Source organism: Mycobacterium sp. NGS48, assembly GCF_059812585.1.
In genome coordinates, this window is record NZ_JCALCY010000018.1 from 40,989 (window position 1) to 67,442 (window position 26,454).

The following is a 26,454-nucleotide window of genomic DNA, read 5'->3' on the forward strand; positions in this document are numbered from 1 at the left end:
GGCTGCCTCGGCGCTGTCGCTACTCGGCGCTGTGCGCACCACCGGCGCTGTGGGCTCCGGCCTTGGCCAGATCTTCCTCGGCCGGCTCGGCCGGCTTGCGGGTTCCGGTGAACGTGAACACCGCATCCTCGCCGGCACCTTCGCCGTCCCAGTTGTCCACGTCGACGGTGACGACCTGTCCCGGACCGATCTCCTCGAACAGAATCTTCTCCGAGAGTTGGTCCTCGATCTCACGCTGAATGGTTCGGCGCAACGGACGCGCGCCCAGCACCGGATCGAAGCCCCGCTTGGCCAGCAGCGACTTGGCCTTCTCGGTCAGCTCAAGCGCCATGTCCTTGGTCTTGAGCTGCTTCTCGACCCGGGTGACCATCAGATCGACCATCCGGATGATCTCGTCACGAGTCAGCTGGTGGAAGACGATGATGTCGTCGATGCGGTTGAGGAACTCCGGGCGGAAGTGCTTCTTCAGCTCGTCGTTGACCTTCTGCTTCATCCGCTCGTAGTCGTTCTCGCCGCCGCCCTGGGTGAAGCCCAGACCGACCGCTTTGGAGATGTCGGCGGTGCCGAGGTTGGACGTGAAGATCAGCACGGTGTTCTTGAAGTCCACCGTGCGGCCCTGCCCGTCGGTGAGCCGGCCATCCTCGAGGACCTGCAACAGGCTGTTGTAGATCTCCTGGTGCGCCTTCTCGATCTCGTCGAACAGCACCACGGAAAACGGCTTGCGCCGGACTTTCTCGGTGAGCTGACCGCCCTCCTCGTAGCCGACGTATCCAGGCGGTGCGCCGAACAACCGCGACGCGGTGAACCGGTCGTGGAACTCACCCATGTCGATCTGGATGAGCGCGTCGTCGTCACCGAACAGGAAGTTGGCCAGCGCCTTGGACAGCTCGGTCTTACCCACCCCGGACGGGCCGGCGAAGATGAACGAACCGGACGGGCGCTTGGGGTCCTTCAGCCCGGCGCGGGTACGGCGGATCGCCTTGGAGACCGCCTTGACCGCATCCTCCTGGCCGATGATCCGCTTGTGGATCTCGTCCTCCATACGCAGCAGCCGGGTGGTCTCTGCCTCGGTGAGCTTGAACACCGGGATACCGGTCCAATTGCCCAGCACCTCGGCGATCTGCTCGTCGTCGACCTCGGCAACCACATCGAGATCGCCTGAACGCCATTGCTTCTCGCGCTCGGCGCGCTGGGCAACTAGTTGCTTCTCCCGGTCGCGCAGGCTGGCCGCTTTCTCGAAGTCCTGCGCATCGATCGCCGACTCCTTCTCGCGGCGCGCGTCGGCGATCTTCTCGTCGAACTCGCGCAGATCTGGCGGCGCGGTCATCCGGCGAATCCTCATCCGGGCACCCGCCTCGTCGATCAGGTCGATGGCCTTGTCCGGCAGGAACCGGTCGTTGATGTAGCGGTCGGCCAGGGTGGCGGCGGCCACGATCGCGGAGTCGGAGATCGACACCCGGTGGTGCGCCTCGTAGCGGTCCCGCAGACCCTTGAGGATCTCGATGGTGTGCTCCACCGTCGGCTCACCGACCTGCACCGGCTGGAAGCGACGCTCCAGGGCGGCATCCTTCTCGATGTATTTGCGGTACTCGTCGAGCGTGGTGGCGCCGATGGTCTGCAGCTCACCGCGGGCCAGCTTCGGTTTCAGGATCGACGCGGCGTCGATCGCCCCCTCTGCGGCCCCGGCGCCGACCAAAGTGTGCAACTCGTCGATGAACAAGATGATGTCGCCGCGGGTGTTGATTTCCTTGAGCACCTTCTTCAGGCGCTCCTCGAAGTCTCCGCGGTAGCGGCTGCCGGCGACCAACGAACCCAGATCCAGGGTGTAGAGCTGCTTGTCCTTCAGCGTCTCGGGGACGTCGCCGTGCACGATGTTCTGGGCCAGGCCCTCGACGACGGCGGTCTTGCCGACGCCGGGCTCGCCGATCAGCACCGGGTTGTTCTTGGTACGACGGGAGAGCACCTGCATCACCCGCTCGATTTCCTTCTCGCGACCGATGACGGGGTCGAGCTTGCCTTCCATCGCGGCGGCGGTCAGGTTGCGACCGAACTGGTCGAGCACCAATGACGTCGAAGGGGAGCCGGACTCTCCGCCCCGGCCGCCGGTGCCGGCCTCGGCGGTCTCCTTGCCCTGGTAGCCCGACAGCAGCTGGATCACCTGCTGACGCACCCGCGTCAGCTCGGCGCCGAGCTTCACCAGCACCTGGGCGGCCACACCCTCGCCCTCGCGGATCAGCCCGAGCAGAATGTGCTCGGTGCCGATGTAGTTGTGGCCCAGCTGCAGCGCCTCGCGCAGGCTCAGCTCGAGGACCTTCTTGGCCCGTGGAGTAAACGGAATGTGGCCCGACGGCGCCTGCTGGCCCTGGCCGATGATCTCTTCGACCTGGCTGCGGACACCTTCCAGCGAGATACCGAGCGACTCGAGCGACTTGGCCGCCACGCCTTCACCTTCGTGAATCAGGCCCAACAGGATGTGCTCGGTGCCGATGTAGTTGTGGTTGAGCATCCGGGCCTCTTCTTGCGCCAGGACGACGACCCTGCGGGCACGGTCGGTAAATCTCTCGAACATTGGTGGTTACCTGCTCTCCCTCACCATCGGTACAACGACGGGCATTAGGTCGGTCCCTGCGTACCTGCCGTCCACTGTAGTGGTCGACTGGCCCGGGGTTCCTACCACACGGTCAGCACAACAAGGCAACGCCGCGAATGCCCGAAACGTTTCCCGTATTAACGGGTGATCAGTTCGCCACCAGCGAAAGTGCTCCTAGGGTCAGGTGGCGGCGTGGAACGCGTCGATGACGTCGGCCGGGATACGGCCCCGCGTCGACACGTTGTGTCCGTTACGACGAGCCCATTCCCGGATAGCCGCGCTCTGCTCGCGGTCGATGGCGCCACGGCCACGACCCGAGCCGGAACGTCCACGGCGCCGGCCACCAACACGACGGCCGGCTTCCACCCATTGCTTCAGGTCGTTACGCAGTTTTGTTGCATTTTTGGTTGAAAGATCAATCTCATAGGTCACACCGTCGAGGCCGAATTCGACTGTTTCATCAGCGGCACCCTCACCGTCGAAATCATCGACCAAGGTGACGGTAACTTTCTTCGCCATTAGCTCCCACCCTCGACTTTCCTGTGCACTTGGTGTGCGAGTTTTCGTTGAACCCCTTGGCATCAATCTGCCATACAAAGGCACGGTATTCAATACCGGCGCCGCGGCAAGACAGTTCAGTTGCCGTGCGGACGAACAATCGGGAACAAAACGGTCTCCCTAATTGACAGGCCGGTCAAAGCCATCAACAACCGATCGATACCCATTCCTGTTCCGGTGCACGGCGGCATACCATACTCGAGTGCAGTAAGAAAATCTTCGTCGAGCGCCATCGCCTCGTCGTCGCCGGCGGCCGCAGCCTTCGCCTGGGCCGCGAATCTTTCCCGCTGTATCACTGGGTCGATCAATTCGGAATAGCCGGTGGCAAGTTCGACACCGCGCACGTAGAGATCCCACTTCTCGGTGACACCCGGAATGCTGCGGTGCTGGCGTGTCAATGGTGTTGTCTCAACCGGGAAGTCCCGGACAAAGGTCGGTGCGGACAAGCCGGCGCCGACGGTATGCTCCCACAGTTCCTCGACCAGTTTGCCGTGTCCGTAACCGCGGTCGGCGGGAATTTCGACGCCGAGCGCCCCGGCGAGGCGCAGTAAGCGATCGACGGTAGTATCCGGCGTGATCTCTTCACCGACCGCAGCGGATAGTGACGGATACATTTGTATCGAGGTCCATTCTCCGTCGATATCATAGGCACTGCCGTCGGGCAGTGGCAGTTGACGAGTGCCTATCGCCTCATCGGCCACCTGCTGAATGAGTTCGCGAGTGACAACCGCCGAATCGTCGTAGGTTCCATAGGCTTGGTAAGTCTCCAGCATGGAAAACTCCGGGGAATGCGTGGAATCGGCGCCTTCGTTTCGGAACACCCGATTAAGTTCAAAGACCTTGTCAAACCCGCCCACCACACAGCGCTTCAGGAACAGTTCCGGCGCGATCCGAAGGTACAGATCCATGTCGAGTGCATTGGAGTGTGTGACAAACGGCCGAGCCGCCGCGCCGCCGGCCAAAGTTTGCAACATCGGCGTCTCGACCTCAAAAAACCCGCGCTGTTCCAGCGCCGTCCGTATCGCACGGATGACGGCGATTCTCTGACGGGCAACCTCGCGGGCCTGCGGGCGAACGATCAAGTCGACGTAGCGCTGACGTACCCGCGACTCTTCGTTCATCTCTTTGTGCGCGACCGGCAGCGGCCGCAGTGCCTTCGACGCGATCTGCCAGGAGTCGCCAAGCACCGACAGCTCACCGCGTCGTGAGCTGATCACCTCGCCGTGCACGTAGACGATGTCGCCGATGTCGACGTCGGCCTTCCACGCGTCGAGCGCGTCCTGCCCGACGCCGGCGAGGCTGATCATTATCTGCAGTTGGGTGCCGTCGCCCTCCTGCAGCGTCGCAAAGCACAATTTGCCGGAATTGCGAATGAATATCACTCGACCTGCAACGCCCACGAAGTCGCCGGTCGCCGAATCTGTCGGAAGATCGGGATATGCGGCACGGACCTGGGCCAGGCTGTGGGTCCGTTCAAGAACGACCGGGTAGGGGTCGCGGCCTTCCGCCAACAGCCGAGCGCGCTTGTCCCGGCGGATCCGGTACTGCTCGGGGATGTCCTCGGCGGAGCTCACGACCAGCCAGCTTAGATGAGCGCGCGACACGGCCCGCGAAATGGAAGCCAGGGTAGTGATCCCCGTCCGATCGCAGCCATGGCTTCTGTTTCGCGATGACTAGCGCGCGGTCTTGAGCCGGCCGCGCTGGCTGTCGCGGTTGCGTTCGAACACCAGGTGCAGCCCTTGCAACGTCAGGTGCTGATCGTAGTGGTCGACAGAGTCCAGTTCGGCTAACAGCAGCGGGGCGGTGTGCCCGGTGGCCACCACGGTGACGTCGTCACCGCCGAACCCGTCCACATCGTCGCGGATGCGCTGCACCAGGCCGTCGACCAGCCCGGCGAAGCCGAACACCGCGCCGGACTGCATGCATTCGACGGTGTTCTTGCCGACCACTGAGCGGGGCCGGGCCAGTTCGACGCGTCGCAACGCCGCCGACCGCGCGGCCGCGGCATCCGAGGACACCTGCACCCCGGGCGCGATGGCGCCACCGAGGAATTCGCCCTTGGCAGACACCACATCGACACAGATCGACGAACCGAAATCGATGACGATGGCCGCGGTCTTGTACTTGTGAAAAGCTGCCAGGCAGTTGATGATCCGGTCGGCTCCGACTTCTTTGGGGTTGTCGACCAGCAGTGGGATGCCGGTGCGCACACCGGGCTCGATCAGTACATGCGGCACCGACGGCCAGTACTGCTCGAGCATGATTCGCACCTCGTGCAGCACCGACGGAACGGTGGACAGCGCCGACGCGCCCGTGAGCCGTTCCGAATCATCACCGATCAGCCCGTCGATGGTCAGCGCCAACTCGTCGGCGGTGACTTCGGATTCTGTGCGTATCCGCCACTGCTGCACCACCTTCGTGTGCTCTTTGGACCCAGAGAGCAGGCCTACGACGGTGTGCGTGTTGCGGACGTCGATCGCGAGCAGCACGGCTACCGCGGGGAAAGCAGGTCGGAGGCATCGTCGGGCACGAATGCCGGGTCGTGCCCGAGGTCGATCGGGCGGTTGTCGGCGTCGACAAAAACGATCCGCGGCCGGTAGGCGCGGGCCTCCGCGTCATCCATGGTCGCGTAGGCAATCAGGATCACCAGGTCACCGGGATGAACCAGATGCGCGGCGGCGCCGTTGATTCCGATCACACCGCTGCCGCGTTCGCCGGTGATGGCGTAGGTGACGAGTCGGGCGCCGTTGTCGATGTCGACGATCGTCACCTGCTCACCTTCGAGCAAGTCGGCCGCGTCCATCAGATCGGCGTCGATGGTCACCGAGCCGACGTAATGCAGATCCGCCTGCGTGACGGTCGCGCGGTGGATCTTCGACTTGAGCATTGTCCGTAACATCAGTTCCTCCACGATGTTTGGTGATGCATAGCGGGCTCTCGCCCGTCAATGCCGACGGTGGTACCGATTTCGATAGCGATGTTGTCCAGGAGTCGGGTCGTGCCGAGTCTGGCGGCGATCAGCAGTCGACCGGGGCCGTGGGCCGGCGCCGGCCCGAGTGCTGGGTCGCGGACCTGTAGGTAGTCGACCTCGATCGCCGGTAGCTCCGAGAGCACGGCGGCGGCCGCCGCCAGCGCGGCGTCCGCTCCGGCCGGTGCGGCGTGCATTCCGGCCACCAGCGCCGCCGACAGTGCGCCGGCCAACTCCCGCTGGTCCGGATCGAGATAGCGGTTACGCGATGACATTGCCAGCCCGTCGTTTTCACGCACGATCGGTACGCCGACCACCGCTGCTCCGACGTTGAGATCGGCGACCATTTGCCGTACCAGCACCAGCTGCTGATAGTCCTTCTCGCCGAAGAACACCCGATCGGGCCGCACGATCTGTAGCAGTTTCAGCACGACGGTCAGCATGCCAGCGAAATGCGTTGGCCGGGAAGCGCCTTCGAGTTCCGCCGCCAACGGTCCCGGATGTACGGCAGTGCGGGGGCCGTCGGGATACATCGCCGCGACACTGGGCGTGAACGCGACTTCGACACCTTCGCCGCGAAGCAGTGCCAGGTCGTCCTCGAGATTGCGCGGGTAGGCCTCGAGATCTTCGCCGGCGCCGAACTGCAACGGATTGACGAAGATCGACACCACGACCACCGCGCCGGGCACCCGCTTGGCGGCACGGACCAGGGCCAGGTGCCCGTCGTGCAGCGCCCCCATGGTCGGCACCAGCATCACCCGCCGCCCGGTGTGGCGCAGCGCGCGACTGACGGCGCTGACATCACCGGGCGTCGAGTACACGTTGAGCTCATCGGGGCGAAACGCCGGCATCTTGCGGTTGATCACTGCGCCAGCACCTCGAAAACGTGCTCGGGCGCATGCGCCCGCTCGGCGGTGCGCAGTGCGTTCACCCGGTAGGCCTGCGCCAGCCGCGCGTCAAGCGCACTCAGAGCGGACAGGTGGCCGGCAAGTGCGTCGGCGTCACCGCGGGCGACCGGCCCGGTCAGCGCCACCTGACCGCGTTGCAGAGTGTTCTCCAGCGCTGCCCGGGCCAGCGGGCCAAGGACACGTTCGGCGAGTCCACCGGGCTGGTCATCGATCAGCTGTTGCCCGAGGAGCTCCTGCCCGGACAACGAGGACCGCAAAGCGTCCAGGGCATCGCCGAGCACCGTCACGATGTGGTTGCCGGCGTGGGCCAGCGCGGCGTGATAGAGCGTCCGCGCTTCCTCGCGAACCCGGAACGGCTCACCGCCGATTTCCAGGACCAGCGACTGCGCGATCGCATTGCCGATGTCGTCTGCGGCGGTGATCCCGAAACAGGCGCCCGCCAGCCGGCCGATGTCCTCGTCGGATCCGGTGAACGTCATCGCCGGGTGAATGGCCAGCGGAATGCAGTCCTGCTCGGCCAGCGGGGCCAGTACGCCGATCCCGTTGGCGCCGGAGGTGTGCGCCACGATGGTCCCGGGCCGTACTGCCGAGGTAGCGGCCAGGCCGGCCGCCAGGCCGGGCAACTCGGTGTCCGGCACGGCCAACAGCAGCAGCTCAGCTGAGCCGGCGACTTCGGGTACCGGGGATACCGGGGTGTCCGGCAACCAACGCTCGGCTCGCTGCCGGGATGCGCGAGAGACCGCGCTGCATGCCACCACGACATGGTCGACGCGCTCCAGCGCGACTCCTAACGCGGTGCCTACCCGGCCCGCGGAGATGATTCCCACTTTGAGCCGGGCCGGGCGCAATCCGTCGAACTGCACCATCGCAGACGACCCTCACAAGTTCGTTAGTTCGTTCCAGTCCCGCGAAGCAGGTACCGGACGGTCAGCAAAACTCTACCGTGATGCGGGCCGGTGACGCGACGTGGCGTGCGCCACGCTCAGTCCTCGCGGCGACGACGCCGGCCACCTCCACCGGGGCTGGCCTGCAGCCGCGCCAGTAGTTCGGCGACCGACTGGCCGCCGGTGTGCACGCCGTCGGAATCCGACGACGAGTCGGTGCCGCGGTGCCGAGCGGCGGGCTGCGGTGGCGGCGACATGGCCGGCGCCGGCTGGCCATGCGGTGGCGTCGGACCAGCATCTCCGGCGGCTTCCACAGAATGGCGCGCCCTCGCCCGACGATCGGATTCACCGAATTCCCAACCACTTTCGGCCTCGCCGTGTTGGGTCGTCACCGGCTGGGCCGGGCTGGAATGCCGTCCTCGGGGCTCGGCCGGCGGCGGCGCAGCCAGCGTGGGCTCGCGGGCCGTGCCGTCGTCGGTCACCGCGCTACCGCCAGGCGCGGAACCAGGTGCCCAATTGCTGCCGGGTGCCCCCGGCGGCAGCCACTGACCCTCCGCACCGATGGGCTGCCAGTCGCTGGCCGCAGCGGGCGGCGCTGGCTCCTCGTCCGGAGGCGACCATGCCGGCCGCCGCTCTTCCGGTTGCGGCGGTTGCGGCGCTTGCGGCATCGGCGGAGGTTCGAACCGCGGCTCGCCGGGCGGCGGCTGGAACGCGTATCGCCGACGGGCACGCTGCCGTGGTTGCGGTTCGTCGTGTTCCTCGGCGTCTGACCAACCGCCTCGCGAGTGTGGTTCTGGCGGTGCCCAACCGGGGCTCGACGGCTGCTGGCCGTGCGGCGGCTGGCCCCGGGACTCGGCCTGTTGCCAGTGCGAACCGCGGTAACCGGGTGGCTCGTGTGGTTCGGCGGCTTGGTACGCGTCGGGCGTCTGGTAGGCGTACGCACTCGGTCGCGGCGGGGGTGCCAACGGCTCCTCGGGAACGTCGATGATCGAGTTGTCTTCGGCCCGTTGCGCGGTCTGTTCCGCGCGAACCGAGGTCACTCGATTGATCCGATCCCGTGGGCTCTCGTCTTCCCGCTCCCAGTCGCTGTAGCCGCGCACGGTTTTGCGTTCGGTCTCCAACGCCGGCCGGTTGTCGAGCTCGGCATCGAAGAGGATCTCGAGGTTGGTGCGCAACGCCGACAGCTCAGCGCGCAGCGCGGCGACCTCATCGGCTGCCTGGGCGCGCAATTCCGAGGCCAGCTCGCGGCGCAGCTGGGACTCCACGGTCAGCTCGTACTCGCGGCGCGCCGAAATCTCCCGATCCAACTGCAGGTCGTAAACGAGTTTCAAGTCTCGCGCCCGCGCCTGATCGACATCGCTTTGCCGCCGGTAGATCACCGACACGAACGCGGCCACCACGGCAGCCCACAGCGCCAGGATCACCGCGAGTTTGAGAAGCTCCACGCGATTGGTGAAAACCAAGGCGGAACTGGCCCCGATCGCGAGAACCAGCAACGCCGTCAACAATGGCCAACCCGGCCTGCGGCCGCCGCGCCGGACCCGGGCGCCGCGGGACAGAACGGTCATGGCCCGACTGTACCGGGCCGAGGTCACTCCGCGTGTCGCCGCACTCCGGCGATTCTCACCTGGACTAATTGCCCGGCTCCTTCTCACCCCTCTCCGCGGGCTGCATCGTCGCCGGGCGCGTTAACTTTGCGCGCCCTCGCCGTGTTCGGTCGGGTCGTGAGGTGACTTGCAGCAATGTTGTAGCCATAGCGCGGCAACCGTCAACGCCAGCGCGCTGAGGGCCGCCACCGCGGTGCCCGCAGTGTCATCGCCGGCCACTCGAAGCCACGATCGCCTCGGCAGCAGGTACGCCAGGACCCCGACCCACCAACCCAGCATCAGGGCGCCGACCCACGCCGAGGCCTTGGCGATCACCAGGCTGCGGGCCACCGCCAGCGGATGCAGCCGGCCCGACCCGTCGCCGATCTGGCCGTCGCTGATCTTGGCCCGCACATATCGTCCCCACAGCGCTTCGGCGACGGCGACGGCCAGCAGCGACAGCCCGGTCCAGACCGTGATCGGCGGAAACCACCGGTATAGCAGCACCACCACCAGGTATCCGGCTACCGCCGCGCCGATCACCGCGGCCGTCAGGTCACGTTTGCGGGTAGGTCCCATCAGGCTCCCGGAGGCGTCAGCGCGAAATCGGTCAGTCGCACGCCGGCGCGGTCGGCGGGATCCAGCTCGGCGAGCAACTTGGCGATCGACCGCTTGTGGCCGGCCACGGTCAGTTCCGCGTCCGGCTCGACCGCCAGCCAGGGCACCATGACGAATGCGCGCAGATGCGCCAACGGATGCGGCAACGTCAGGCCGTTGTCCCGGGAGAACAGCTCGGTGCCGTCGTCGTAGCAAGCGATCAGGTCCACGTCGAGGGTCCGCGGTCCCCACCGCTGGCCGCGTACCCGCTCGGCGGCCTGCTCCATTTCCTGAGCACAGCGCAACCAGCCCTGGCCGTCGAGCGCCGGATCGTCGGCGATCACCACCGCGTTGAGGAAAGGTCCCTGTTCGACACCGCCCCACGCTGCGGTCTCGTACACCGGTGAAATGGCCCGCACGTTCTCCCCGAGTCGGTCGAGCACCGATTGCAATCGAGCCAGCCGGTCCCCGAGATTGGAACCGATCGACAGCACCACCTGCGTCACGCGCGTCGCCCTCCAGCCGGAATCACGGCGCCGCGGCCATTGCGCCGCGAGCGTCGGGCCACCACGGCCACATCAGCGAAGGCCTGCGGGATCGGGGCCTGCGGCTTGTGCACGGTCACCTCGACAGCGTGCACGCGCTTGTCGTTCATCACATTCTCGGCGATCTCGGCGGCGACAGTTTCGATCAGGTTGCGGGCCGGCCCGCCGACGATATCGGCCGCGCGCCGGGCCAGTGCGCCGTAGTCATAGGTGTCGGTCAAGTCGTCGCTGGCCGCGGCGTCGGCCAAGTCGATCCACACGATGATGTCGACGACGAAGTCCTGACCGTCGGTTCGTTCGTGTTCGAAAACACCATGGTGGCCACGAACGGTCAAGCCGCGCAACTCGATTCGATCAGTCATTGGCCCCAGCCCATTCCCAAGCCGCCAGCACCTTGAGCGCGTCGACCGAGGCTCGCACGTTGTGCACCCGTACCCCCCACGCACCGTGCAGTGCAGCAAGCGCCGACACCACCGCGGTCGCCGTTTCACGCCCGTCGGGTGGCCGCACCGCACCGTCCGGGTCGGCCAGCAACGTGCCGAGAAAGCGTTTGCGCGAGGCTCCCACCAAGACCGGCACCCCGGCGGCCACCAATTGCGGCAGCGCATGAAGCAGCGCCCAATTGTGTTGCCCGGTCTTGGCGAATCCCAGCCCTGGGTCGATGATCAGTTTCGCCGGGTCGACGCCGGCGGTCACTGCGTTGTCGACACTGGCAAGCAGTTCGGCGCGCACGTCGGCGACCACGTCGTCGTAGCGCGGCACCTGATGCGAGACCGATCGCCAGTGCATCAAGACCCACGGCACGCCGGCTTCCACCAACAGCGGCGCCATCGCGGGATCGGCACGCCCACCGGACACGTCGTTGACGATCCGCGCGCCATTGTCCAGCGCCGCCTGCGCCACACCGGCGTGCATGGTGTCAATGCTGACCGTAACTCCCTCTGCTGCAAGCGCTTTCACTACAGGCACCACCCTGGCCGCCTCGACTCGGACGTCCAGCCTGATCGAGCCGGGACGGGTCGACTCTCCGCCGACGTCGATGATCGACGCGCCTTGGGCAACCATGGCCAGGCCGTGTTCGACGGCGCGGTCAGCGTCCAGGTAGCGACCGCCATCGGAGAACGAGTCGTCGGTGACGTTCACCACTCCCATGACATGGACGCGTGTCGTGCTCACTTGCGCAAGATGAGCTCGAGCGCTTCGGCTCGAGATGCCTGGTTGGTCTTGAACAGACCCCGCACGGCCGACGTGGTGGTGATCGCGCCGGGCTTGCGCACTCCACGCATCGACATGCACAGGTGCTCGGCCTCGATCACCACGATCGCCCCCCGCGGATCGAGCTTTCGCATCAGCGCGTCGGCGATCTGCGCGGTGAGCCGCTCCTGCACCTGCGGCCGCTTGGCGTACAGGTCCACCAACCGGGCGATCTTGGACAGCCCGGTCACCCGACCGTCGGATCCGGGGATGTAGCCCACGTGCGCCACCCCGTGGAATGCCACTAAGTGGTGCTCGCAGGTCGAGTACAGCGGGATTTCCTTGACCATCACCAACTCGTCGTGCTGTTCGTCGAATGTGGTGTCCAGCACCGAGTCGGGGTCGGTGTAGAGCCCGGCGAACATCTCTTGGTAGCTGCGGGCGACCCGCGCCGGGGTGTCTTCCAAGCCGTGGCGATCCGGATCCTCGCCGATCGCACAGAGCAATTCGCGGACCGCTGCCTCGACACGCGCCTGGTCGAACTTCGGTGTGTGCAGGTTGGCGATACGGGAATTCGGCTGTGCTATCGAAGCCATCGGACCCCCTTTTGTCAGCCGCGCGCCGGCGGGTTGGACCGACTCGGGTCCCCGCCCTGCTGCTCGGGGGGCGGCCCGGTCTCCGGAGTTGGTTTACCAGGCGGCGGATACGGAGGGTAGGGCGGATACGGCTGACCCTGGTGGCCCGCGTAGTGCTGCGGTGGCGACCAATGCGGTGGCTGTGACGGCGGCGACGGGTAGCGGTAGCCGGGCGGCTGCTGCTGGGGCGGCCAGCCGGGCGCGTGCCAACCCGCCGGCGCGCCGTAATCGGGTTGGGTCGGGCGCGCCGCAACGGCGTCGTCCGGCCCGTGCGAACCATTGGTTCCGTTGGTGCCTCGATCGGTCTCGGCCTGCGCGGCTTCCCGGGTCGCTTGCGCGATCGCGGCTTTGAATGCGGGCTCGGGTGCGGGCTGGGGCCACGGCTCGCCACGCTCGATGGCTAACTCACCCGGTGTTTTGATCGGCGGTTTGTCCGACGGGATACGGCCGCCGAAGTCGTCGAACATGGTCAGTCGCGGGCGCTTTTCGACGTCGGCGAAGATCGCCTCGAGTTCGGCGCGGTGCAGGGTCTCCTTCTCCAGCAGCTCGCCGGCCAGGGTGTCGAGCACATCCCGGTATTCGGTGAGGATTTCCCACGCCTCGGTGTGCGCGGCCTCGATGAGTTTGCGGATCTCCTCGTCGATTTCGCGGGCCACCTCATGCGAGTAGTCCGGCTGGGTGCCCATCGTCCGGCCCAGGAACGGGTCGCCGTGTTCGGTGCCGTATTTGACCGCGCCCAGCCGCGAGCTCATCCCGAACTCCGTGACCATCGCGCGGGCGACCTGGGTGGCCTTCTCGATGTCGGACACCGCGCCCGTCGTCGGCTCGCGGAACACCAGTTCCTCGGCGGCGCGACCGCCCATCGCGAACACCAACTGCGCGATCATCTCCGAGCGGGTCCGCAGCCCCTTGTCGTCTTCGGGTACTGCCACCGCATGCCCGCCGGTGCGCCCGCGGGCCAGGATCGTCACTTTGTAAACCGGGTCGATGTCCGGCATCGCCCAAGCCGCCAGCGTGTGCCCGCCCTCGTGGTAGGCGGTGATCTTCTTCTCCTGCTCACTGATGATCCGGCCCTTGCGGCGCGGCCCACCGATCACCCGGTCGACCGCCTCCTCCAGAGCGGCGGCGGTGATCACGGTGCCGTTCTCCCGGGCGGTGAGCAGCGCAGCCTCGTTGATGACGTTGGCCAGATCGGCGCCGGTCATACCCACGGTCCGCTTGGCCAGCCCGTCGAGGTCGGCGTCGGGCCCGATCGGCTTGCCCTTGGAATGCACGCGCAGTACCGCGCGCCGGCCGGCGAGGTCGGGGTTCGAAACCGGGATCTGACGGTCGAAGCGGCCGGGCCGCAGCAGCGCCGGGTCGAGGATGTCGGGGCGGTTGGTGGCCGCGATCAGGATGACGCCGGCGCGTTCGCCGAAACCGTCCATCTCGACCAGCAGCTGGTTCAGCGTCTGCTCGCGTTCGTCGTGGCCGCCGCCGAGCCCGGCGCCGCGCTGGCGGCCCACCGCGTCGATCTCGTCGACGAAAATGATGCACGGGTTATTCTGCTTGGCCTGCTCGAACAGATCACGGACCCGGGATGCGCCCACCCCCACGAACATCTCGACGAAGTCCGACCCGGAGATGGTGAAAAATGGGACGCCGGCCTCGCCTGCGACGGCGCGCGCCAGCAGCGTCTTACCAGTTCCCGGCGGGCCGTAGAGCAGCACGCCCTTGGGGATCTTGGCGCCCAGCGCCTGGTAGCGCGCCGGGTTCTGCAGAAAGTCCTTGATCTCGTAGAGCTCCTCGACCGCCTCGTCGACACCGGCCACGTCGGCGAAGGTGGTCTTGGGCATGTCCTTGGAGAGCTGCTTGGCCCGCGATTTGCCGAAGCCGAAGCCCATCCGCGCCCCGCCCTGCATGCGGGAGAACATCACGAACAGGCCGACCAGCAGCAGCAGCGGCAGCACATATATCAGTAGTGAGCCCAGGATGTTGCCCTGGTTGACCACGGTGCCGACCTTGGTGTTTTTGCTGCTCAGCGAATCGAACAGCGGGACGGCGTAGCCGGTGGGGTATTTGGTGATGACCTTGTCGGAGCCCTCGGTGTCACTGTCGGCCTTTTTCAAGGTCAACCGCAGCTGCTGCTCGCGGTCGTCGATCTGGGCGGTCTTGACGTTGTCGGCCTTGATCTGGGCCACCGCCACCGAGGTGTCGACGGGCTGATAGCCGCGGGTGTCGTCACTGAAATAGAAGAATGACCAGCCCAGCAGCAGCACGACAGCGATCGCCGTGAGGGTGCGGATCACGTTTTTTCGGTTCATCAATCATCGGCCGTGCCGGCCAGGTCCTTCCCCGATACACGCAGCTCGAATAGTCCAGGCTACCGCCAGTGGCCCGCCCGGCGACGATGCGGGCGGTGCGCTGCCCGCGGAAGAGACGGGCAACTGGCCGAGGCCAGCGCGGCGGAGGCGGGCGCGGCACGTCGCCGCCGGCCCGTCAGTGAATTGAACGAACGACAGTTCCCAAGGCCTCCGAAGGCCGTCGCGGCCGCTGGTCGGACCCTTCCGGGCAGGCCGGGCGTGTGCTTTGGTGAGACACGTGCCTGATACCGCCCGCTCGACTGAACGGCTCATCGAAACCAATGGTGTGCGATTGCACACCGTCGAAGCGGGCGAGCGCGGCGCGCCCGTCGTGCTGCTGGCCCACGGGTTTCCCGAACTGGCCTACTCCTGGCGGCACCAAATCCCGGCGCTGGCCGCCGCCGGCTACCACGTAGTGGCCCCCGATCAGCGCGGCTACGGCCGTTCCAGTCAGCCCCCGAACGTCGCCGACTACAACGTCGCCGAGCTGTCCGCCGATCTGATCGGTCTGCTCGACGACGTCGGGGCCGAGCAGGCCGTGTTCGTCGGCCACGACTGGGGTGCCCCGGTGGCCTGGAGTTCCGCGCAACTGCACCCCGACCGGGTGGCGGCCGTCGTCGGGTTGAGCGTCCCGGCGGTACCCCGCTCCCAGGTTCCGCCGACACAGGCGTTTCGCAAGCTCTTCGGCGACAACTTCTTCTACATGCTCTATTTCCAGGAGCCCGGGGTGGCCGACGCCGAACTGGGGGCTGACCCAGCGAGGTTCATCCGCCGGATGATGGGTGGTTTGCAGCAGGGGGGCGACCGGGCGGCCGCGGTACGGATGATCCGACCCGGGCCGGAGGGTTTCGTCGAACGGCTACCCGAACCCGATGGCTTGCCGAGTTGGATCAGCGCCGCCGAACTCGACCATTACATCGCCGAATTCACCCGCACCGGCTTCACCGGCGGCCTGAACTGGTACCGCAACCTGGACCGCAACTGGGAGATCATGGCCAACCCGGTGGCCGCCACGATCGCGGTGCCGGCGATGTTCGTCGCGGGCGCCGACGACCCGGTTTTGGGTTTCACCCCCCGCGACCGCGCGGGCGAGGTGGTGACCGGTCCGTACCGTGAGGTATTGATCGAGGGCGCCGGGCACTGGCTGCAACAGGAACGCCCGGACCAAGTCAACGAGGTGCTGCTGGACTTTCTCACCGGATTGGAGCTGTCATGAACCGGCCTCTGGACTTCGGTGTCTTCATCACACCGTTTCACCCGACCGGCCAATCACCCACGGCAGCACTCGAATACGACATGGAGCGGGTCGTCGCACTGGATCGGCTGGGGTTCGACGAAGCCTGGTTCGGTGAACATCATTCCGGCGGCTACGAGCTGATCGCCTGCCCCGAGGTATTCATCGCCGCGGCCGCCGAGCGGACCAAGCACCTTCGGCTGGGCACCGGAGTGGTGTCGCTGCCCTACCACCATCCGCTGATGGTCGCCGACCGCTGGGTGCTGCTGGATCATCTGACCCGCGGCCGGGTGATGTTCGGTACCGGTCCGGGCGCACTGCCGTCAGACGCCTACATGATGGGCATCGACCCAGTCGAGCAGCGCCGGATGATGCAAGAATCCCTGGAGGCGATTCTGGCGCTGTTCCGCGCCGCACCCGGTGAGCGGATCGACCGGCATTCCGACTGGTTCACCCTGCGCGACGCACAGTTGCACATCCGCCCCTACAGCTGGCCATATCCGGAAATCTCCACCGCCGCAATGATTTCACCGTCCGGGCCACGGCTCGCGGGTGCGTTGGGGACGTCGTTGCTGTCGCTGTCGATGTCGGTGCCGGGAGGCTATGCGGCGCTGGAAAACACCTGGGAGGTGGTCCGCGAGCAGGCGGACAAATCCGGACGCGACGAGCCGGACCGCACCGGCTGGCGGGTGCTGGGCATCGTGCATCTGGCCGATAGCCGCGACCAGGCGATCGATGACTGTACGTACGGATTACAGGATTTCGCCAAGTACTTCGGTGCTGCCGGGTTTGTGCCGCTGGCGAATCTGGTCGATGGCGCGCAGTCACCGCGCGAGTTCGTCGAAGACTATGCCGCCAAAGGCAATTGCTGTATCGGCACACCAGAAGATTGCATCGGCTACATCCAAGATCTGGTGGACCGGTCGGGCGGCTTCGGCACCTTCCTGATGCTCGGACATGACTGGGCATCGCCCCAGGCGACGTATCACTCCTACGAGCTGTTCGCACGCAAGGTGATTCCGCATTTCAAGGGACAACTGGAAGCGCCGCGGGCTTCTCACGAATGGGCTCGCGGTATGCGAGAACAGCTGTTAGGCCGCGCCGGCGAGGCGGTGGTGAAGGCGATCAGCCAGCACACCGACGAACTCAAATTGGAAAGCGAGCAGAACTAGTGCGGGCCGCGGTGCTGCGCGACGGCCGCATGGTGTATCGCGACGACGTTCCGGAACCGGTGCCCGGACCGGGCCAGGTGCTGGTCGCCGTGCGGACATGCGGTATCTGCGGCTCCGACTTGCATTTCGCTGCGCACGGCGCCGAGATGCTGGCACTGACCGAGCAAATGGGCGCGGGCGCCGACGGCATGCAGGTCGACTTGGACCGCGACGTCTTCATGGGCCACGAGTTCAGCGCGGAGGTGCTTGAAGCCGGACCCGACACCGACACGCATCCGCCCGGAACGCTCGTTACGTCGGTACCGGTACTGTTATCCACTAAGGGAGTCGAACCGATCTTTCAGTCCAACAACACGATCGGCGGCTACGCGGAACGCATGCTGCTTTCCGCGCCGCTACTGCTGCCGATTCGCAATGGGTTGGATCCGCGACATGCCGCGCTGACGGAGCCGATGGCCGTCGGGCTGCACGCAGTCAACAAGTCGGGCGTCCAGCGCGACGAGCCGGTGCTGGTGCTCGGCTGCGGCCCGATAGGTATCGCGATCATTGCGGCGCTGCACATGCGGGGCGTCGAAACCATTGCGGCATCCGACTTCTCACCACGGCGGCGAGAGCTCGCCACCACGATGGGCGCACATCAGACGATCGACCCCGCGGCGGGTTCACCGTTCGATTCAGTCAAGCCGAAAGTAGTGTTCGAGGCGGTCGGGGTGCCCGGAATCATCGACGACGTCATGCGGCGGGCCCAGCCGGGTAGCCGTCTGGTCGTCGCCGGTGTATGCATGGAGACCGACGCGGTGCATCCAGTCTTCGGTATTGCCAAAGAGATCAACGTGCAGTTCGTTCTCGCCTACGATCCGGCAGAATTCGCCGAGTCGCTGCGGTCGATTACCGAAGGTGGCATCGACGTGAGCCCACTGATCACCGGCGAGGTCGGCTTGGACGGAGTCGGGGCGGCGTTCGACGACCTGGCCGATCCCGAGCGGCACTGCAAGATCCTCGTCACGCCGTAGCGTGGCGGCAGTGGACACTGCCATCGATCCTGTCGGTGGGCGCAACTATGATCGAAACTATGTTCGATACTCTCACGAAGCCGCTGGTAGCGGCGGGTATCGCTGACCCCGCGACGATCGCCGATCTGGATCCGTCACGGCTGGTGGCCGCTGTGGAATCGTCGTATCAGCTGGAGTCGATCATGGTGGCGCGACGCCTGGCGGCGGTGGCGGCACTGCTGCGACATCGAGTCGCCGCGAGCGAACGGGCCGAGCCCGCGCGTGGTTATGCGGTAATCGACGGCTTCGAACAGACCACCGCAGAGGTGGCGGCGGCGATGAACCTGTCCCCCGCGGGGGCGTCATACCTCGTGTCGTACGCCGAGGCGCTAGACGTCCGGCTGCCGAAAGTGGCCGCTCTTCTTGCAGAGGGGCGAACCGATTGGCGCACGGTGCGATTGATCATCAGCCGCACTGACCTGGTCACAGACGACGGGTTGATAGCGAAACTGGACGAGTCGCTGGCCGAGCGCATCGGTCAATGGCACAGCTGGTCGAAGCAGCGCATCATCAATGCCGTCGACGCCGCGGTGCGGATTGCCGATCCCGACGCCGCTCGCGAGCGCCGCACCCAAGCGGAAAACGACCGCTACGTCGGGGTCGCCGCCCAGGACAACGGGATGGCCGAGATTTACGGCACAGTTGCCGCCACGGCGGCCACCGCGTTTGACCGGCGGTTGTCGCAGTTGGCCAAGCAGGTGTGCCCGGCCGATCCGCGCACGTTGGATCAACGTCGCGCCGACGCACTGGCGGCGCTGTCCGAAGGCCGCCAATTAGCCTGTGGCTGCGGACAACCGGAGTGCCCCAGCAGAGTCGCTATTGACCGCGATCCAGGCGGGGCGCAGGTGATCGTCAATGTGGTGGCCGGCGAGGCGACTGTCAATGGCGAAAGCGACCAGCCCGGCTACCTGGATGGCTACGGCGTCATCGATGCCGAGCAAGTGCGCGAGCTCGCTGCGGACGCATCGTTGCGGCCGGCCGATCTCCAGGCCAGTGCCGCCGAAGCGCTGCGATACCAGCCCTCGGCCGCACTCGAACGTGCCATCCGGTGCCGAGATCTCACCTGTCGCTTCCCCGGCTGCCATCGTCGTGCGACACACTGCGACATCGACCACACCGTTCCGTTCAACCACGCCAACCCGGCGGCGGGTGGGCTGACGGTGGCGTCCAATCTCAAATGCCTTTGCCGCCAGCATCATCGGCTGAAAACATTCGGCAGCTGGCATGACGAACAAGGGGCTGACGGCACGGTGATCTGGACATCGCCCACCGGACAGACCTACCGGACAAGTCCGGCCGGTGCTGATCTATTCTCCCAACCTCGTGCGCCAGCGTGTGCGGCGCCAACCCCGAGTAAACGCAGCAGGGCAAAACAACGAAGTGCCCGAATCGTTCAGGCGCGCAAACATAATCGCGAGCAGCGGCCCATCAACGAGGCCCGTCGTCGCCTCGAGGAAGCGCGTGCGAAGGAGATCGCTCACCGAAGATTCCGAAACCACATGCGCGACATGCTGTTTCTCTTCAAGGGCAAACCGAGCACCAGCCCGTTCTGCACATGGGTCAACGACCCACGCGAACCCGAAGAACTGCCCCCGGATTGGACACCCGATGAACCTGAACTGGAGCCCCTCCCCGACGACCCGCCGTTTTGAGACGCTTGATCAGCGGTTTGTCTGCGCAGCAAGGTCCTGCGGCCCAGCAGGCGGGTAGCCGCCCGCTGTTTGTAACTGTCGTGACCACGCGCCAATGAGGTTTACCAACTCGTCGAGGCCCTCGCCCAACGCAGTGGTGATCGGCGCGCACCCCTCGTCGGTTGCCACCTCGATCGCCTCCCGGGCCGTCCGCCCGGCGTCGGTGAGCGCCCCATCGCGGATCAGACCGCGTGTTTGCAGCCGGTCCTCGGCCGCAGCGAGGTCTTCGTCGGTCCACGCCCTCGTCCGTATGTAGCTGCGTAATGGCAGCCCCCAGTAGAGCTCGGTGATCAAGCCGATCTCTACAGCATCGAAACCGGCAGTGGTCCAAGCGTTCACGTGAACATCGCCGCGGAACTCACGCAGCTCGTCGGCAAGGCGCCAGGCATCACCGAGCGCTTCACCGGGCAGACCCCGCGCGACCAGACCCGCAAAGAGCGGCTTGCCCGCCAATGGCAACTGTTCGGTCGCCCGCCGGAGTAGCTCCAACCCACGGTCGAGGCCGTCTGGGTGGGCGCCGAGCACACGGTGCAGCTGGCGTATCGCGCCATCGGTTCGTGCCGCGCAGATCGTTGGGGCGTCCGTCAGTGTCCACCCGTGGGCGACTGCCGGCACCACGGCCGCCGGATTGAAAACCGCGAAGGCTGCGGCGATCACCTCACCGGGCACCTGTCCCAGCACCGAGCCGCGACTGCACAAGTAGGCCGGGCCGTCAGGCATCGCGACCTCGCCCGTCTTCGCCGGACTGGGCCCGAACCCGAGCGCCTCATAGTTGCCGTGGCATTCCGGGGAGAAATACACCTGACCCGAGAAGGGTTCGATCGCGATGGCGAGCGCTCTCGCCGGGGTGACGGTCATATGTGGCAATCCTCGCATAGGGTGCCAGTCATGCTGCGTCTCGTATTCGCATTGGGGCTCGTCGCGGCCGCGCTGTCGGCATGCGATAGCAGCCCCGGCCCGGTCGGGGACAATCCGCGACAGGTGACGGTCGTTGGCGCCGGCCACATCCAAGGCGTCCCAGACACGCTCACTGCCGATGTCGGCGTCGAGTTCATCGCGCCGGACGTAACCGCGGCGATGGACCAGACCAACGACCGTCAACAGGCAGTCATCAATGCAGTCACCGACGCGGGGGTTGACGCCAAGGACGTCAGTACCACCAACGTCAGCGTGCAGCCGCAGTACGGCGGCAGTACCGACAACATCACCGGCTACCGCGCCGGCAACTCGATCCGGGTCAAGATCCGCAAGCTGGACACGGCATCGCACGTGTTGGCCGTCATCGTCGACGCCGGCAGCGACGCGACCCGGATCAACTCGGTGAGCTACTCCATCGAGGACGACTCACAGCTCGTCAAGGACGCGCGGGCGCGCGCATTCCAGGACGCCAAGGACCGCGCCGGCCAATACGCGCAGCTCTCCGGACTCAGCCTGGGCAAGGTGATCTCGATCTCGGAGGCATCGGGCGCGCCGCCCACACCGACGCCGATGCCGCGAGCGCCGATGGCGGCCGAAGTGCCACTGCAACCCGGCCAGCAGACGGTCAGCTTCTCGGTGACCGCAGTCTGGGAGTTGGGCTAGTCCTGGTAGATCCTTGGATCAAGTGTTCCAATATAGGACAGGTCGCGGTACCGCTCGTCGTAGTCCAGTCCGTATCCCACGACAAACTCGTTGGGAATGTCGAAGCCCACGTAGGCGATTTCGACGTTTGCGCGCACGGCGTCTGGCTTGCGCAGCAGCGTGCATACCCGCAGCGACCGTGGCCGCCGGGTGGCCAGGTTGCGTCGCAGCCATGACAAGGTCAGGCCGGAGTCGACGACGTCCTCGACGATCAGTACGTCACGATCGTTGATGTCGCGGTCGAGGTCCTTGAGGATGCGCACCACTCCCGACGACGACGTCGACGAGCCGTAAGAGCTGACCGCCATGAATTCGAACTGGGTCGGCAGCGGAATCGCACGCGCCAGGTCGGTGACGAACATGACGGCACCCTTGAGCACCGTGATCAGCAGCAGGTCCTGACGCTCGCCGGTGGCCACGTCGCGGTAGTCGTCGCCGATCTGCGCGCCGAGCTCGGCGGTGCGGGTCTGGATCTGTTCCCCGGTGAGCAGCACCGACTTGATGTCGCCGGGGTACAGCTCGGCCGAGTCGCCTGCCACCACCACAGCCTAGGTCGTCTTGCGCTGACTGCTGCGCCCGGCTTCACCGCGGATCGGCTCCTGTTGCAGGCTCAGCACTGCACCGCAGCGGCCGGCGACCAGCCGTTGACCGCGCAGCGTCGAACCGACCGCCACCCCGCCCTGGCCTCGCCAAGCGGTGACCAGTGTGTCCACCCCGCGGATCTGCTTGTCGGTCAATCCGATTGCTCCGCCGGCCAGTAGCCAGCTGCGAATGACCCCACGGCGAATCGGGTCGGGCAACGCCGTCAACGCCGTCGCGTCCAGGTCCTCGCCGTCCGTCGACGTGGCCAGCGCTTGCACGATCAATGCGTCGATCAACTCGGTGTCCTCACGCAACGCCGTCGCAGTGCGTGCCAACGCTTCGGCCACACCCCCGCCAAGCACCTCCTCCAGCAGCGGCAGCACCTCGTGCCGCAGACGTGTCCGGGTGAATCGACGGTCGGAATTGTGCGGGTCCTGCCATGCCGACAGCCCCAGTTGCCCGCATGCGGCGTGTGTCAGGCGACGCCGCACCCCCAGTAGGGGCCGACACCACGGCGGGTCGTGCGCCCGCATTCCAGCGATCGAACGAGCACCCGAACCGCGACCCAACCCCAGCAGCACGGTTTCGGATTGGTCGTCGAGGGTGTGGCCCAGCAGCACCGCACAATCACCGCGCGCGGCATCCAGCGCAAGGTAGCGTGCGCTGCGCGCTGCCGCTTCCGGCCCACCGTCGCCCGTCACCTGTACGGAAAGCACGTTGGCCTCAACGCATCCCACCTCAAGCGCTTGAGCGCGGGCAGCCGCGGCCACTTCAGCGGAACCGGTCTGCAGGCCGTGGTCGACGATGAGCGCGGTGGTCGGCAGCAAGTCAGCGGCAACAGCGGTGAGCGCCAAGGAATCCGGGCCACCGGAAAGCGCCACACACCAGCGCTCGGTATCCGCGAGGTAGGTCTTGGCGAATGCCGCGATTGCGGCGTACAGCTCGCCTACAGCACCCGATCGATCCATCGTCCAGGGTCTTCGATCTCGGTCGGCAGCGGCATCGTCTCGGGGCCGGTCCAGATCGTGTTGAACCGCTCCATCCCCACCCGGCTCACCACATGATCGACAAAGGCCTTGCCCCGGGTGTACTGACTGATCTTGGCATCGATGCCCAGCAACGCACGCAAAAGCCGTTGCAGCGGGGGCTGTTTGCGGTGTCTACGGTCGTCGAACCGGCTCCGGATCGTCGCCACGGACGGCACCACCACCGGTCCGACCGCGTCCATCACGTGATCGGCGTGACCCTCCAGCACGGTGACAAGCATCAACAGTTGATCCAGGGCCTGACGCTGTGGCTCAGACTGCACCGCCCGCATCAGTCCCAGCACACCCGAAGCATGGGCGTCAGAACCGCCGGCCGACGATTCGCCGCGGCCGCGGACGAGGTCGGCGAGCCGGGCCACAACTTGGCCGACGTCGTCACTGCTTTCTTGGGTGAGCACCCCAAGTGCCTTCGCCATGTAGCCCGATAGCCAGGGGTTGGCAGTGAACTGCACGCGATGGGTGACCTCGTGCAGGCATACCCACAGGCGGAAATCGGAAGGTTCCACCCGCAATTGGCGCTCGACCGCGAGCACGTTGGGATACACCAACAGCAGGCAGCCGGTGTCACCGACGAACGGGTCGAACTGCCCGAGGATGGCGGATGCTGCGAACGCCAACACGGCACCGGTCTGCGCGCCGGCGACGCGGCCGGTGACGAACCCTCGCGGCTTGTCGGTTCCGCCCGTCATGATCCGCATCGACTCGGCCGCCGCCCGGACCCAGGCCGGGCGGTCCACAATGCGGGCCTCGGGCACCACGTCGCTGGTCTGCAGACCGGTCACGTCACGCACCGGAGGTTCGGCCGCCTTGGCAGCACCGGCCAGATCGTCGATGACCTGGCGACGGGTGTAATCGGTGGCGGGCGGGCCCGGGCGCGACAGCCGTTCGCCGACGGTGGCCGCGAACTGCCAGTCCACGGCGCGCCCGACGGTCAGCTCCGGTGATGTAGTCACGCCGCGCATCCACATGACCATAGGGCGGCGGCCAGGTTGTCGATCGCAATGCGACCGGTCGGGCCGGCCTCGTTGGAGATCAGAGCGAACGTCAGCACGCGTCCGCTCCTGTCGGTGATCACTCCGGCCAGAGCATTGGTGGCGGTCAGTGAGCCCGTTTTGGCGCGCAGCCAGCCGGCCGCCGGCCCGGGTCTGAAGGTGGGATCCAGGAAACGGTCGGCCAGCGTGCCGCTTCCACCGGCGATCGGCAACACATCCAGCAACGGCCGCAGCTCGGGTTGGCCGGGACCGGCAGCGGCCTGTACGACGGCGTCGAGGGCCTTGGCGGTCAACCGGTCGTCGACCGACAACCCGCTGGAATCCTGCAACGACGCCCCGGCGATGTCGATATGCGCGGTCCTCAGCCGATTGGTCACCGCATCCACCGCGCCGGCGAAGCTGAGTGGCCGGTGCAGGGCCGCCGCGACTTCCCGGCCGATGCACTCGGCCATCACGTTGTCAGAGGCGTTCATCATCTCGTACAGCCGCTGGATCAGCGGCGCCGACTGCACAGCGGCCAACTGCTGTGCGCCGGCCGGTGCCGGATGGGCGGCGATCGTCACCTTTGCCGGGTCGACCCCGAGCGCAACGGCCAGCGCATGGCCCGCGTCCAGCGCCGGGCTGTGGGACCGGCTTGAGTCGGTGGTCGCTGGTTGCACGCGTCCGGCATCGAGCATCACCGACTCGATCGGGGCCACGTCGCCGCCTTCGATGTCGCCGGGATCCCAGCCCGGTGCCACTTTCGGACCGCTGAACATCGAGGTGTCGACCTGCACCGCTGTCGGTACCACGCCGCCGCGACGGACCTGATCGGCCAGATCACTGATGCGGGCCGCATCGTGATACCACGTCTGCTGGCCGGGCGGCACCGCCGAGAGTGTCGGATCGCCGCCGCCGACCAGTATCACGACCCCCGGCTGGCCGGCCGCGACCACTCGAGTGGTGACCCGGGCCGCGCGATCCAGCGAGAGCAGCGCGGCCGCGGCGGTAAGCGTTTTGTTGGTCGACGCCGGCTGCAACGGCAGAATGGCCTGCTGCTGCCAAAGTTCCTTGGCGGTGATCGCGTCGGTGACCCGGCCGCCCAGCCGACCCAGATTCGGGTCGGCCAATGCCGCCGCCAGCGCGGCCGACAGCCCCCCGGCGGTCGGCATAGCGGCGGTATCGGCCACTGGCACCACACCCGGTTGCGCGGTCACCGCAGGTGGCGGCGGCGGGATGCGGGCACCACTGGCGCCGCGACCGCTCGCGGTGAACAACGCGGCTGCCGCCACCACGAGGGCAACTACCGCCAACACGGCCGCCCCCACGATCAGGTGGGTGGATCGCCGCCACTGTGTGGGACGCATGACTCTCCTGACTCTTCCGGTCCCATTCTGCCCAACCGCTCACAGACCGACCGGGCACGATGGGGTCGCAGCGCGCTGCATTAGGGTTACTCCGACGTCAACCGACGACCAGTTGACCCCACGAAGGAGCCAAGCCGGTGCAATTCGACGTGATTATCGAAATCCCGAAGGGCCAGCGAAACAAATACGAGGTCGATCACGAGACGGGTCGGATTCGGCTGGATCGCTACCTCTACACCTCGATGGCGTACCCGACCGATTACGGCTTCATCGACGACACCCTCGGCGAGGACGGCGACCCGCTCGATGCGATGGTCCTGCTACCCGCGCCGCTGTTTCCCGGTGTGCTGGTGGAAGCCCGGCCGGTCGGGATGTTTCGGATGACCGACGAGGCCGGCGGCGACGACAAAGTGCTGTGTGTTCCCGCGAAGGACCATCGGTGGGATCAGATCAACGACATCGAAGACGTCCCCGCCTTCGAGTTAGACGCCATCAAGCACTTCTTCTCGCAGTACAAGGCGCTAGAGCCGGGCAAGTTCGTCAAGACGGCCGACTGGGTTGGGCGCGCCGAGGCTGAAGCTGAGGTACAGCGCTCGATCGAGCGGTTCAAGGCCAGCGGGCACTAGTGGCGATCGCAAGCGCGGCGAAGCCGGGCGCAGCGGGTCGCCACCGGCACTAGTGGCTCCATTTGGCAACCGCGAGGCTGCGCTGGTGGCGCCGAGACTGCGCGCAGGGTGAGTCCAGGCGTCGAACCCGCGCTGGGCGCGGTCTCGATTACCTCACCGCAGTCTCAATCGTGGTCGGCCGGGCTAGCCGCCCCATTTGGCGGCTTCGGCTTGGTCGCGGGCCAGCATGGCCATGGTGTTGGCCTCATGGTTACCCGCCATCGCGTGATAGGCCCGCACCAACTCT

Annotated in this window: 25 protein-coding genes and 1 pseudogene; 6 read left to right on the top strand and 20 right to left on the bottom strand. The window is 66.5% G+C overall.

The genetic code is table 11. The features are described from left to right. Positions 1–19: 19 nt before the first annotated feature. The 14 genes from clpC1 to ftsH form a co-directional block, all read right to left on the bottom strand. Positions 20–2,569, bottom strand: a complete 2,550-nt coding sequence (clpC1, locus tag AC5Y42_RS21005; protein WP_499888953.1) for an ATP-dependent protease ATP-binding subunit ClpC — start codon at positions 2,567–2,569, stop codon at positions 20–22. A gap of 201 nt (positions 2,570–2,770) precedes the next feature. Continuing rightward, positions 2,771–3,109 (bottom strand): histone-like nucleoid-structuring protein Lsr2, encoded by a 339-nt coding sequence (gene lsr2, locus AC5Y42_RS21010; RefSeq protein WP_499888951.1) that lies wholly within the window; start codon positions 3,107–3,109, stop codon positions 2,771–2,773. A 116-nt stretch (positions 3,110–3,225) separates the two neighbouring features. Next, complete coding sequence (gene lysS / locus AC5Y42_RS21015; protein ID WP_499900522.1) at positions 3,226–4,728, bottom strand: lysine--tRNA ligase; 1,503 nt, start codon at positions 4,726–4,728, stop codon at positions 3,226–3,228. A 93-nt stretch (positions 4,729–4,821) separates the two neighbouring features. After that, a complete protein-coding gene (locus AC5Y42_RS21020) occupies positions 4,822–5,637 on the bottom strand; it encodes a type III pantothenate kinase (RefSeq protein ID WP_499900499.1) in 816 nt (271 codons plus the stop codon). Between the two features lie 2 nt (positions 5,638–5,639). Further along, positions 5,640–6,047, bottom strand: a complete 408-nt coding sequence (gene panD, locus AC5Y42_RS21025; protein WP_499888948.1) for an aspartate 1-decarboxylase — start codon at positions 6,045–6,047, stop codon at positions 5,640–5,642. Then, on the bottom strand, positions 6,047–6,967 hold the full coding sequence (gene panC, locus AC5Y42_RS21030) for a pantoate--beta-alanine ligase (RefSeq protein ID WP_499900523.1): 921 nt from the start codon (positions 6,965–6,967) through the stop codon (positions 6,047–6,049). The genes panD and panC overlap by 1 nt, the downstream gene beginning before the upstream one ends. An 11-nt stretch (positions 6,968–6,978) precedes the next feature. Continuing rightward, the gene (locus AC5Y42_RS21035) at positions 6,979–7,890 is read right to left on the bottom strand and encodes a Rossmann-like and DUF2520 domain-containing protein (RefSeq protein WP_499900500.1); all 912 of its coding nucleotides are present in this window, start codon (positions 7,888–7,890) and stop codon (positions 6,979–6,981) included. Positions 7,891–8,006: 116 nt separating this feature from the next. Continuing rightward, entirely contained in the window at positions 8,007–9,476 is a 1,470-nt protein-coding gene (locus tag AC5Y42_RS21040) for a DUF6779 domain-containing protein (RefSeq protein ID WP_499900501.1), read from the bottom strand. A gap of 120 nt (positions 9,477–9,596) precedes the next feature. Continuing rightward, positions 9,597–10,073 carry a DUF3180 domain-containing protein gene (locus AC5Y42_RS21045; protein ID WP_499900502.1) on the bottom strand — a complete coding sequence of 159 codons (477 nt, stop codon included), beginning with the start codon at positions 10,071–10,073 and terminating at the stop codon, positions 9,597–9,599. Further along, entirely contained in the window at positions 10,073–10,597 is a 525-nt protein-coding gene (gene folK / locus AC5Y42_RS21050) for a 2-amino-4-hydroxy-6-hydroxymethyldihydropteridine diphosphokinase (RefSeq protein WP_499900503.1), read from the bottom strand. Before folK ends, AC5Y42_RS21045 begins: the two co-directional genes overlap by 1 nt. Beyond that, positions 10,594–10,998 (bottom strand): dihydroneopterin aldolase, encoded by a 405-nt coding sequence (gene folB, locus AC5Y42_RS21055; RefSeq protein ID WP_499900504.1) that lies wholly within the window; start codon positions 10,996–10,998, stop codon positions 10,594–10,596. Before folB ends, folK begins: the two co-directional genes overlap by 4 nt. Next, positions 10,991–11,788 (bottom strand): dihydropteroate synthase, encoded by a 798-nt coding sequence (folP, locus tag AC5Y42_RS21060; RefSeq protein ID WP_499900524.1) that lies wholly within the window; start codon positions 11,786–11,788, stop codon positions 10,991–10,993. Before folP ends, folB begins: the two co-directional genes overlap by 8 nt. Positions 11,789–11,808: 20 nt before the next feature. After that, positions 11,809–12,417, bottom strand: coding sequence for a GTP cyclohydrolase I FolE (gene folE, locus AC5Y42_RS21065; RefSeq protein WP_499900525.1), 609 nt, complete (start codon positions 12,415–12,417; stop codon positions 11,809–11,811). A 23-nt stretch (positions 12,418–12,440) separates the two neighbouring features. Then, positions 12,441–14,768 carry an ATP-dependent zinc metalloprotease FtsH gene (gene ftsH, locus AC5Y42_RS21070; protein WP_499900505.1) on the bottom strand — a complete coding sequence of 776 codons (2,328 nt, stop codon included), beginning with the start codon at positions 14,766–14,768 and terminating at the stop codon, positions 12,441–12,443. 277 nt (positions 14,769–15,045) lie between these two features. On the opposite strand from ftsH, the gene AC5Y42_RS21075 reads away from it, so the two are divergent. From AC5Y42_RS21075 to AC5Y42_RS21090, 4 genes are read left to right on the top strand one after another with little or no spacing between them, the layout of a single operon-like run. Beyond that, the gene (locus AC5Y42_RS21075; RefSeq protein WP_499900506.1) at positions 15,046–16,023 is read left to right on the top strand and encodes an alpha/beta fold hydrolase; all 978 of its coding nucleotides are present in this window, start codon (positions 15,046–15,048) and stop codon (positions 16,021–16,023) included. After that, positions 16,020–17,213 (top strand): LLM class flavin-dependent oxidoreductase, encoded by a 1,194-nt coding sequence (locus AC5Y42_RS21080; RefSeq protein ID WP_499900507.1) that lies wholly within the window; start codon positions 16,020–16,022, stop codon positions 17,211–17,213. Before AC5Y42_RS21075 ends, AC5Y42_RS21080 begins: the two co-directional genes overlap by 4 nt. Then, entirely contained in the window at positions 17,213–18,226 is a 1,014-nt protein-coding gene (locus tag AC5Y42_RS21085; RefSeq protein WP_499900508.1) for a zinc-binding dehydrogenase, read from the top strand. Before AC5Y42_RS21080 ends, AC5Y42_RS21085 begins: the two co-directional genes overlap by 1 nt. A gap of 59 nt (positions 18,227–18,285) precedes the next feature. Then, the gene (locus AC5Y42_RS21090; protein WP_499900509.1) at positions 18,286–19,917 is read left to right on the top strand and encodes an HNH endonuclease signature motif containing protein; all 1,632 of its coding nucleotides are present in this window, start codon (positions 18,286–18,288) and stop codon (positions 19,915–19,917) included. Between the two features lie 9 nt (positions 19,918–19,926). Here AC5Y42_RS21090 and AC5Y42_RS21095 read toward each other — a convergent pair whose 3' ends face one another. Beyond that, on the bottom strand, positions 19,927–20,814 hold the full coding sequence (locus AC5Y42_RS21095) for an SCO6745 family protein (protein WP_499900510.1): 888 nt from the start codon (positions 20,812–20,814) through the stop codon (positions 19,927–19,929). Positions 20,815–20,844: 30 nt separating this feature from the next. Between AC5Y42_RS21095 and AC5Y42_RS21100 the strand changes: the two genes are divergently transcribed. After that, positions 20,845–21,537 (top strand): SIMPL domain-containing protein, encoded by a 693-nt coding sequence (locus AC5Y42_RS21100; protein ID WP_499900511.1) that lies wholly within the window; start codon positions 20,845–20,847, stop codon positions 21,535–21,537. Here AC5Y42_RS21100 and hpt read toward each other — a convergent pair. Genes hpt through dacB form a run of 4 tightly spaced genes read right to left on the bottom strand, consistent with a single transcriptional unit; the run spans position 21,534 to position 25,542 of the window. After that, positions 21,534–22,121 carry a hypoxanthine phosphoribosyltransferase gene (gene hpt / locus AC5Y42_RS21105; protein ID WP_499900512.1) on the bottom strand — a complete coding sequence of 196 codons (588 nt, stop codon included), beginning with the start codon at positions 22,119–22,121 and terminating at the stop codon, positions 21,534–21,536. The two genes, AC5Y42_RS21100 and hpt, sit on opposite strands and share 4 nt — an antisense overlap. A 3-nt stretch (positions 22,122–22,124) precedes the next feature. Next, on the bottom strand, positions 22,125–23,126 hold the full coding sequence (gene tilS, locus AC5Y42_RS21110; protein ID WP_499900513.1) for a tRNA lysidine(34) synthetase TilS: 1,002 nt from the start codon (positions 23,124–23,126) through the stop codon (positions 22,125–22,127). Next, entirely contained in the window at positions 23,105–24,157 is a 1,053-nt protein-coding gene (locus AC5Y42_RS21115; RefSeq protein ID WP_499900514.1) for a zinc-dependent metalloprotease, read from the bottom strand. The genes tilS and AC5Y42_RS21115 overlap by 22 nt, the downstream gene beginning before the upstream one ends. Further along, positions 24,154–25,542 (bottom strand): D-alanyl-D-alanine carboxypeptidase/D-alanyl-D-alanine endopeptidase, encoded by a 1,389-nt coding sequence (gene dacB / locus AC5Y42_RS21120; protein WP_499900515.1) that lies wholly within the window; start codon positions 25,540–25,542, stop codon positions 24,154–24,156. Before dacB ends, AC5Y42_RS21115 begins: the two co-directional genes overlap by 4 nt. A 137-nt stretch (positions 25,543–25,679) precedes the next feature. Here dacB and AC5Y42_RS21125 point away from each other — a divergent pair, with 137 nt between their 5' ends. Then, a complete protein-coding gene (locus tag AC5Y42_RS21125) occupies positions 25,680–26,168 on the top strand; it encodes an inorganic diphosphatase (RefSeq protein ID WP_499900516.1) in 489 nt (162 codons plus the stop codon). 183 nt (positions 26,169–26,351) lie between these two features. On the opposite strand, the pseudogene AC5Y42_RS21130 reads toward AC5Y42_RS21125, so the two are convergent. After that, positions 26,352–26,454, bottom strand: a pseudogene (locus AC5Y42_RS21130) (WXG100 family type VII secretion target); the annotation flags it as partial.

Coding starts and splice junctions, on each gene's coding strand:
- tilS (WP_499900513.1), bottom strand. CDS start 23,126: ATGGATCGATCGGGTGCTGTAGGCGAGCTGTACGCCGCAATCGCGGCA.
- panD (WP_499888948.1), bottom strand. CDS start 6,047: ATGTTACGGACAATGCTCAAGTCGAAGATCCACCGCGCGACCGTCACG.
- AC5Y42_RS21090 (WP_499900509.1), top strand. CDS start 18,286: ATGTTCGATACTCTCACGAAGCCGCTGGTAGCGGCGGGTATCGCTGAC.
- AC5Y42_RS21045 (WP_499900502.1), bottom strand. CDS start 10,073: ATGGGACCTACCCGCAAACGTGACCTGACGGCCGCGGTGATCGGCGCG.
- AC5Y42_RS21095 (WP_499900510.1), bottom strand. CDS start 20,814: ATGACCGTCACCCCGGCGAGAGCGCTCGCCATCGCGATCGAACCCTTC.
- ftsH (WP_499900505.1), bottom strand. CDS start 14,768: ATGAACCGAAAAAACGTGATCCGCACCCTCACGGCGATCGCTGTCGTG.
- AC5Y42_RS21100 (WP_499900511.1), top strand. CDS start 20,845: ATGCTGCGTCTCGTATTCGCATTGGGGCTCGTCGCGGCCGCGCTGTCG.
- AC5Y42_RS21080 (WP_499900507.1), top strand. CDS start 16,020: ATGAACCGGCCTCTGGACTTCGGTGTCTTCATCACACCGTTTCACCCG.
- folB (WP_499900504.1), bottom strand. CDS start 10,998: ATGACTGATCGAATCGAGTTGCGCGGCTTGACCGTTCGTGGCCACCAT.
- dacB (WP_499900515.1), bottom strand. CDS start 25,542: ATGCGTCCCACACAGTGGCGGCGATCCACCCACCTGATCGTGGGGGCG.
- folP (WP_499900524.1), bottom strand. CDS start 11,788: ATGGGAGTGGTGAACGTCACCGACGACTCGTTCTCCGATGGCGGTCGC.
- AC5Y42_RS21040 (WP_499900501.1), bottom strand. CDS start 9,476: ATGACCGTTCTGTCCCGCGGCGCCCGGGTCCGGCGCGGCGGCCGCAGG.
- clpC1 (WP_499888953.1), bottom strand. CDS start 2,569: ATGTTCGAGAGATTTACCGACCGTGCCCGCAGGGTCGTCGTCCTGGCG.
- panC (WP_499900523.1), bottom strand. CDS start 6,967: ATGCCGGCGTTTCGCCCCGATGAGCTCAACGTGTACTCGACGCCCGGT.
- AC5Y42_RS21035 (WP_499900500.1), bottom strand. CDS start 7,890: ATGGTGCAGTTCGACGGATTGCGCCCGGCCCGGCTCAAAGTGGGAATC.
- lsr2 (WP_499888951.1), bottom strand. CDS start 3,109: ATGGCGAAGAAAGTTACCGTCACCTTGGTCGATGATTTCGACGGTGAG.